Raw genomic sequence first — 6,343 nt, 5'->3', positions numbered from 1 at the left:
CACCATGGGTAAAGGATGTTAAAAAGTGTTCACCATGTCCCCGAACACCTGTCTACCATGTCCCCGGACTGTACAGGGGAGAGGGGAAACCTGTTACCCTTCCGGCTTAAACTGCGGGTTCGCCAGCATAAAGCCCCCGTCGACGATAAACGATTGCCCTGTGGTATAGCTGGCGTCGCTGTCACACAGCCACGCCACCAGGCTGGCGATTTCTTTGGTGTGGCCCGGCCTTGCCAGCGGGATTTCCGGCATTGCCCCTTCCTTCACTTCGCTGTCGTCCATATCGTTCATCGGCGTGGCAATGGCCCCCGGCGCGACGGCGTTCACCAGAATCTTGTGCTTCACCAGCTCCATCGCCATAGATTTGGTTAAGCCGCCGAGCGCATGTTTCGCAGCCGTGTAAGCGCTGGCATCAGGCAGCGGCGTGTGCTCATGCACCGAGGTGATGTTCACAATCCGCCCGCCTTCCCCCTGCTTCACCATCTGCCGTGCCGCAATCTGCGAGCAGAGAAACGCGCCGTCCACGTCGACGGTAAAAATGTTCCGCCAGTCGTCAAACGCCATCTCAAGAAATGGCGCTTTGGTCATCGCTCCGGCATTGTTAACCAGCACGTCCAGCCGGCCGAAACGTGCAATGAGCGTTTCAATGGCTTCAGCGCCGTCCGGGAGCGTGCTTAAATCAAGATGGATAGCCTCTGCACGCTGCCCACGCGCTTCAACTTCACGGCAGGTTTCCAGCGCCCCTTTTTCATCCGAATGCCAGGTGACGCCAATATCAAACCCGCGCTCTGCCAGCATCAGCGCCGTGGTTTTACCGATCCCTGAATCCGATGCGGTTACAATCGCTACTCTGTTCATACTCACCTCCTGAAAAACTGCAAAGAGGTAAGTATAGATAATGGCCCTGTTTAGCCATGATGATAGCCGCCGCCCAGCGCTGACGTCAGCTGCAGCGTGGCGTCGAGATACTGGCCTTTCAACATGACGCCTTCGAGATGCTCTTTCAGTGCCGGGATTCTGGCTTCGCTGACCCGCGAACCGGCAATAATACCTGCGCTAAAACGCGCCTGCGCCAGCGCCACCACGCGCGCCGCGTCTTTTTCGATCTGCTGCTGGTGACGATTTTTTGCCGTCAGGGTTTCAACTTCATTTGCCGTACGCGCCACCTGATTGACCGCCTCCACCACCGCTTTGTTGTAGTTCGCGACCGAGAGGTTATTCTGCGCCTGGGCGATATCCAGATTAGCGTTCAGCCTGCCGCTGTCGAAGATCGGCAGCGTCAGTCCGGCAGTCACGCCCATCTGCTGGGCTGAAGAGCGGAACAAATCGCTCAGGTGCAGGGCATCCTGCTGTAAGAACGCCATCAGGTTCACGTCAGGATAGAACGCCGCTCTGGCGGCTTCCACCTCGCTCATGGAGGCTTCGATATACCAGTGCGCCTCCTGCAGATCGGGACGGCGTGCCAGCAGTTCATAGCCCAGCGTTGACGGTAGCGAGGCTTCTGCTGCAGGCAACGGGTGGCGCGTAAGATGTGTCGCCGGGGTGCCGGTCAGCGCATCCAGACGCGCTTCAATGGCCTTCATTTTGCCCTTTACGTCGGCCAGCTGTTCATTAGTCTTACTGGCGTGTATATCGGTTTCGACGCCCTCCACCGAGGAGGTAATACCGTGCTGATACAGTTCGCGATCGGCGTCGATAATATTTTCCTGCTCCTGTTTAATCCGGGTAAGAACTTCCCCTGCTTCGGCCTGGGTCTGCCACGCCCAGTAAAGGCGCGCAACGCTGGTTGAAAGCAGCTGGCGGGTCTGCTCCAGCTCCGCTTTTTGCGCATTCACTTTACCGATACGCGCTGCAATCCGGGCGCGGTTTTTTCCCCATAGATCGAGATCCCAGCCCGCCGTCAGGCCAAAGGTGCCGTTGGTATACCATGGGCCGGTGGTGCCCGCCGCCGGGTCGGTAAGGGCAAACGGCCCCATCAGCCCCTCTGCCGACATTTTTTGCCGTTCAACATCCGCTGAAAAATCCATTTGTGGGCCATCGGCTGCGATAGCGGCTCTGGCCTGCGCTTCGGCAAGCGTAATGCGCTGCCGGGCAATTTGCATATCGGGCGCATCCGCTATGGCTTTGGCAATAAGTGAATTTAACTGCGGGTCGTTATATTCTTTCCACCATTCATTTTTCGGCCAGTCCGCATGACGAAGTTGGGTATTAACGGACGCGGCTGTCGTTTGCGTTTGAATTGGCGACACCGTGGAATGTTCCGGTGCGCAGGCAGCCAGCATAAAAACAAGGGGAGCACTCAGAGATAAAATAAGAAAACGTTTCATTACGCCATGCACTCAAAAAAATAAAGGCGCAACTTACGCTTGATGACGCGCTATTTTTTAGTAACGCGTGGCAATCCGCAAATTGTCATACACTTACATACTCGGCAAAATATTCACCGAGTGAATTATTTATTTTTAAATATAATTGCCGTTTATTTTGACTGTATAACTCGCGCAATATCAGCCGACGTTTGCAGCGTGCGGATCTCCTGAAATAATCCCAGCGCTTCGCTGTACTCTTTGCGTAAATAACTCAGCCACTGCTTAATACGCGCGACGTGATACAAACCGGTGTCGCCCTGCTTCTCCAGACGGCTGTATTTTTGCAGCAGCGTGACGACGTCTGCCCACGGCATCCGCGGTTCGTTATATTTCACCACCCGGCTGAGGTTCGGCACGTTCAGCGCACCGCGGCCAATCATCACCGCATCGCAGCCGGTGGCTTTCAGGCACGCCTGCGCGCTCTCGTAATCCCAGATTTCGCCATTCGCGATCACCGGAATAGTAAGTCGTTTGCGGATCTCACCAATCGCCTGCCAGTTAATGCGCTCGGCTTTGTAGCCGTCTTCTTTAGTGCGGCCATGCACCACCAGCTCGGTGGCCCCGGCCTGCTGCACCGCATCGGCAATTTCAAACTGTCGGGCGTCGCTGTCCCACCCCAGGCGCACCTTAACCGTCACCGGCAAATGCGAGGGCACGGCCTCACGCATGGCTTTCGCGCCGCGGTAAATCAGCTCAGGATCTTTCAGCAACGTCGCTCCGCCGCCGCTGCCGTTCACCAGCTTCGACGGACAGCCGCAGTTCAGATCCACCCCGTAAGAGCCAAGCGCTACCGCGCGGGCGGCGTTTTCCGCCAGCCATTCAGGATACTGGCCGAGCAGCTGAATACGCACCAGCGTGCCGGAAGAGGTTCGGCTCTGGTTGTGCAGCTCGGGGCAGAGCCGGAAGAAGGATTTTACCGGCAACAGCATATCGACCACGCGCAAAAACTCCGTCACGCAGAGATCGTAGTCGTTCACCTCGGTCAGAAGATCGCGCACGAGAGAGTCGAGCACGCCTTCCATTGGGGCCAGTAAAACACGCATAACAGTACCTGTGAAAAAAGACGCGCTATAGTAGCCGCTCTCTATATCGCTGGGAAGCGCTTCTGTTCAGGCAGAAAGTCACCCGGCGTTGCCCCAACAATAGCGCGAAACGCCGCCGCAAATGCCGCCGGGCCGGAAAACCCCAGCATCCAGGCCACCTGCTTAACCGGGTATCCGTTGGCGAGGAGATCCAGCGAGGCACAAATCCTTGCGCGCTGTCGCCAGGCCCGGAAGCTAAAGCCGGTATCGTTGATAAACGCACGTGAAAATGTGCGTTCAGACATCGCGGCCCGTTCCGCCAGCCTTTCCAGAGAGAGATCCCAGAGATTGTTGGCAATGATGTCACAGGCCACGCGATGTAAGCGCTCATCCACGGGCATCGGCAGTTCGGCAGAAATCTGCTGCGTTTCGCTGAGGATGTCGAGCAGCAAAACGGCCATGCTGCGCTGACTTGCCGGCCGGTATTCCGCGCTGAACAGCCCGGCAATCAGCTCTTTGAACAACGCTGTGGCCATAATTACGTGAACCTCGTCTTTCCGCTTAAAAGGTTCGCATTGCGAAATCAGTGCCGGGCTAAACCAGACCGCGCGAAGCTCCGTTGCGGATAACACGCTGTAGGTATGCTCCTGTAAGGGAGGGATCCACAGCGCGCGCTGCGGCGGTATGACCCAGCGTTTGCTGCCGGTTTCAACCAGCATAACCCCCTTAATGGCAAACAAAAGTTGTCCCTGCGAATGCTGGTGAGGCGGATCGACTTCGCCGCGCGTATAGCGAATTGCCCCTCTTGACCATCCGATAGCATCGTCGTGAATTGGCGTTTTATCGATAACGGTTGGCATTTCACATTCCCCCCTTCCTCTTATGATGCTGCTTGTACACGTAACCAGAGAGAGACGCAATGCACATCCATTTTATTATTCATGAACATTTCGAGGCGCCAGGCGCCTATGAAATCTGGGGGAAAAGTCGCGGCTGCAGTCTGAGCTACACCAGAGTGTATCAGGGCGAACCTTTACCTGAGGAACTGGGGGGCACAGACCTGCTTATCATCATGGGAGGCCCGCAATCCCCCGCTACCACGCTTGAGGAATGCCCCTGGTTTGATGCGCAGGCGGAAAAGGCACTCATCAGCCGCGCGATAGAGGCAGGTAAAACGGTGATAGGCGTTTGTCTGGGCTCACAGCTTATCGGCGAAGCGCTGGGCGCAGCGTTTTGCCACAGCCCGGAAAAAGAGATCGGCAAATTTCCCGTCAGGCTCACAGATGCAGGCAAGGCGAACCCGCTGTTTGAGGACTTTGGCAGCGTGCTGAACGTCGGTCACTGGCATAACGATATGCCTGGGTTGACGCCGCAGGCTAAGGTTCTGGCTTACAGCGAGGGTTGTCCCCGCCAGATCGTGCAATACAGCGAACGGGTTTACGGTTTCCAGTGCCATATGGAGCTGACGCCGGAGGTGGTAGAGTTGCTGATTGAGCATTCGCAGAATGACCTCCGCCGTGCGGGTGAATTCCGTTTTGTCGAAACGGCGGAAAAACTCCGCTCGCATGATTATCGCGAAATGAACCAGGTGCTGTTTTCTTTTCTCGATAGACTGACCGCCTGACGCTGATGCCTTCTCTGGCGCGTGACTTCGCCAGCGCAATCCCTTTCCTCTAAACTGTAGCCTGCACCAGTAAGGAAATACCGGACGTTCCATTCCGGAATGTCTGGTATGCTCAAAATTCATGATGTGATCCGTGGCACATTTTTAGGTTTAATTGTATGATGAATGCGTTTCAGCAAGGACTATCACCATGAGCAAATCATTGAACATTATCTGGCAATATCTGCGCGCATTCGTCCTGATTTACGCCTGCCTGTATGCCGGCATTTTCATCGCGTCGCTGCTGCCCATCACCATTCCCGGCAGCATTATCGGTATGCTGATCCTCTTCGTTTTACTGGCGCTGCAAATTCTGCCTGCAAAGTGGGTCAATCCAGGCTGCTTCGTCCTCATTCGCTATATGGCGCTGCTTTTCGTGCCTATCGGCGTGGGCGTCATGCAGTATTTTGATTTGCTCAAAGCGCAGTTCGGCCCGATTGTCGTTTCCTGCGCGGTCAGCACGCTGGTGGTTTTCCTGGTGGTGAGCTGGAGTTCTCATCTGGTACATGGCGAACGTAACGTGGTCGGGGAGAAAACAAAAAAATGATGGCTAATATCTGGTGGTCACTGCCGTTAACCCTGCTGGTATTCTTCGCCGCGCGCAAGCTTGCCGCACGATTTAAAATGCCCTTGCTGAACCCCCTGCTGGTGGCGATGGTGGTGATTATTCCCTTCCTGCTGCTCACCGGCATTCCTTATGAGCGTTACTTTGCAGGCAGCAAAATTTTAAACGACCTCCTGCAGCCCGCCGTTGTCGCGCTTGCCTTTCCTTTATACGAGCAGCTGCACCAGATCCGCGCACGCTGGAAGTCCATCATTACCATCTGTTTTGTGGGAAGCCTGGTGGCGATGATCACCGGCACGTCGGTGGCGCTGTTGATGGGGGCCTCCCCGCAAATTGCCGCCTCTATCCTGCCTAAATCAGTGACCACGCCTATCGCGATGGCGGTAGGCGGCAGCCTCGGCGGTATTCCGGCCATCAGCGCGATGTGCGTGATTTTCGTCGGTATTCTCGGCGCGGTGTTTGGCCACACTCTGCTGAACGGGATGCGTATTCACACCAAAGCAGCGCGCGGGCTGTCGATGGGCACCGCCTCGCACGCGCTGGGTACCGCCCGCTGCGCGGAGCTGGACTATCAGGAAGGGGCGTTTAGCTCGCTTGCGCTGGTGATCTGCGGGATTATCACCTCCCTGCTCGCCCCGTTCATTTTCCCGCTGATTCTGGCGGTGATGGGCTAAAATTTGCGATGCGTCGCGCAAATTTCATTTTGATTTCATAAGTTGCATAC

Annotated in this window: 7 protein-coding genes; 3 read left to right on the top strand and 4 right to left on the bottom strand. The window is 56.0% G+C overall.

Annotated features, from left to right (window positions below; all coding sequences use genetic code 11):
* Positions 1-93: 93 nt before the first annotated feature.
* From IM294_RS17175 to IM294_RS17160, 4 genes are all read right to left on the bottom strand, one after another.
* Positions 94-858: an SDR family oxidoreductase gene (locus IM294_RS17175; protein ID WP_126818211.1), complete on the bottom strand. Its 765-nt coding sequence runs from the start codon at positions 856-858 to the stop codon at positions 94-96.
* Between the two features lie 50 nt (positions 859-908).
* Positions 909-2,327: a multidrug resistance outer membrane protein MdtQ gene (gene mdtQ / locus IM294_RS17170; RefSeq protein ID WP_126818210.1), complete on the bottom strand. Its 1,419-nt coding sequence runs from the start codon at positions 2,325-2,327 to the stop codon at positions 909-911.
* 152 nt (positions 2,328-2,479) lie between these two features.
* The gene (gene dusC, locus IM294_RS17165) at positions 2,480-3,412 is read right to left on the bottom strand and encodes a tRNA dihydrouridine(16) synthase DusC (protein ID WP_126818209.1); all 933 of its coding nucleotides are present in this window, start codon (positions 3,410-3,412) and stop codon (positions 2,480-2,482) included.
* Between the two features lie 41 nt (positions 3,413-3,453).
* Positions 3,454-4,251 carry a helix-turn-helix domain-containing protein gene (locus tag IM294_RS17160; RefSeq protein WP_126326827.1) on the bottom strand — a complete coding sequence of 266 codons (798 nt, stop codon included), beginning with the start codon at positions 4,249-4,251 and terminating at the stop codon, positions 3,454-3,456.
* Positions 4,252-4,310: 59 nt separating this feature from the next.
* On the opposite strand from IM294_RS17160, the gene IM294_RS17155 reads away from it, so the two are divergent.
* From IM294_RS17155 to IM294_RS17145, 3 genes are all read left to right on the top strand, one after another.
* On the top strand, positions 4,311-5,015 hold the full coding sequence (locus IM294_RS17155; protein ID WP_126818208.1) for a type 1 glutamine amidotransferase: 705 nt from the start codon (positions 4,311-4,313) through the stop codon (positions 5,013-5,015).
* Between the two features lie 190 nt (positions 5,016-5,205).
* Entirely contained in the window at positions 5,206-5,601 is a 396-nt protein-coding gene (locus IM294_RS17150; RefSeq protein ID WP_045629863.1) for a CidA/LrgA family protein, read from the top strand.
* Complete coding sequence (locus tag IM294_RS17145; protein WP_041909023.1) at positions 5,598-6,293, top strand: CidB/LrgB family autolysis modulator; 696 nt, start codon at positions 5,598-5,600, stop codon at positions 6,291-6,293. The genes IM294_RS17150 and IM294_RS17145 overlap by 4 nt, the downstream gene beginning before the upstream one ends.
* Positions 6,294-6,343 lie beyond the last annotated feature (50 nt).

The sequence above is a fragment of the Enterobacter cloacae complex sp. P43RS genome, from assembly GCF_014930585.1.
GTDB lineage: Bacteria > Pseudomonadota > Gammaproteobacteria > Enterobacterales > Enterobacteriaceae > Enterobacter > Enterobacter bugandensis.
The sequence above is the reverse complement of the archived record's forward strand: the minus strand, read 5'-3'. Positions and strand labels throughout refer to the sequence as shown.

What these genes read in the sequence shown, in the direction of transcription:
- IM294_RS17145 (WP_041909023.1), top strand. Translation starts at nt 5,598, where the DNA reads ATGATGGCTAATATCTGGTGGTCACTGCCGTTAACCCTGCTGGTATTC.
- IM294_RS17150 (WP_045629863.1), top strand. Translation starts at nt 5,206, where the DNA reads ATGAGCAAATCATTGAACATTATCTGGCAATATCTGCGCGCATTCGTC.
- IM294_RS17175 (WP_126818211.1), bottom strand. Translation starts at nt 858, where the DNA reads ATGAACAGAGTAGCGATTGTAACCGCATCGGATTCAGGGATCGGTAAA.
- dusC (WP_126818209.1), bottom strand. Translation starts at nt 3,412, where the DNA reads ATGCGTGTTTTACTGGCCCCAATGGAAGGCGTGCTCGACTCTCTCGTG.
- IM294_RS17155 (WP_126818208.1), top strand. Translation starts at nt 4,311, where the DNA reads ATGCACATCCATTTTATTATTCATGAACATTTCGAGGCGCCAGGCGCC.
- mdtQ (WP_126818210.1), bottom strand. Translation starts at nt 2,327, where the DNA reads ATGAAACGTTTTCTTATTTTATCTCTGAGTGCTCCCCTTGTTTTTATG.
- IM294_RS17160 (WP_126326827.1), bottom strand. Translation starts at nt 4,251, where the DNA reads ATGCCAACCGTTATCGATAAAACGCCAATTCACGACGATGCTATCGGA.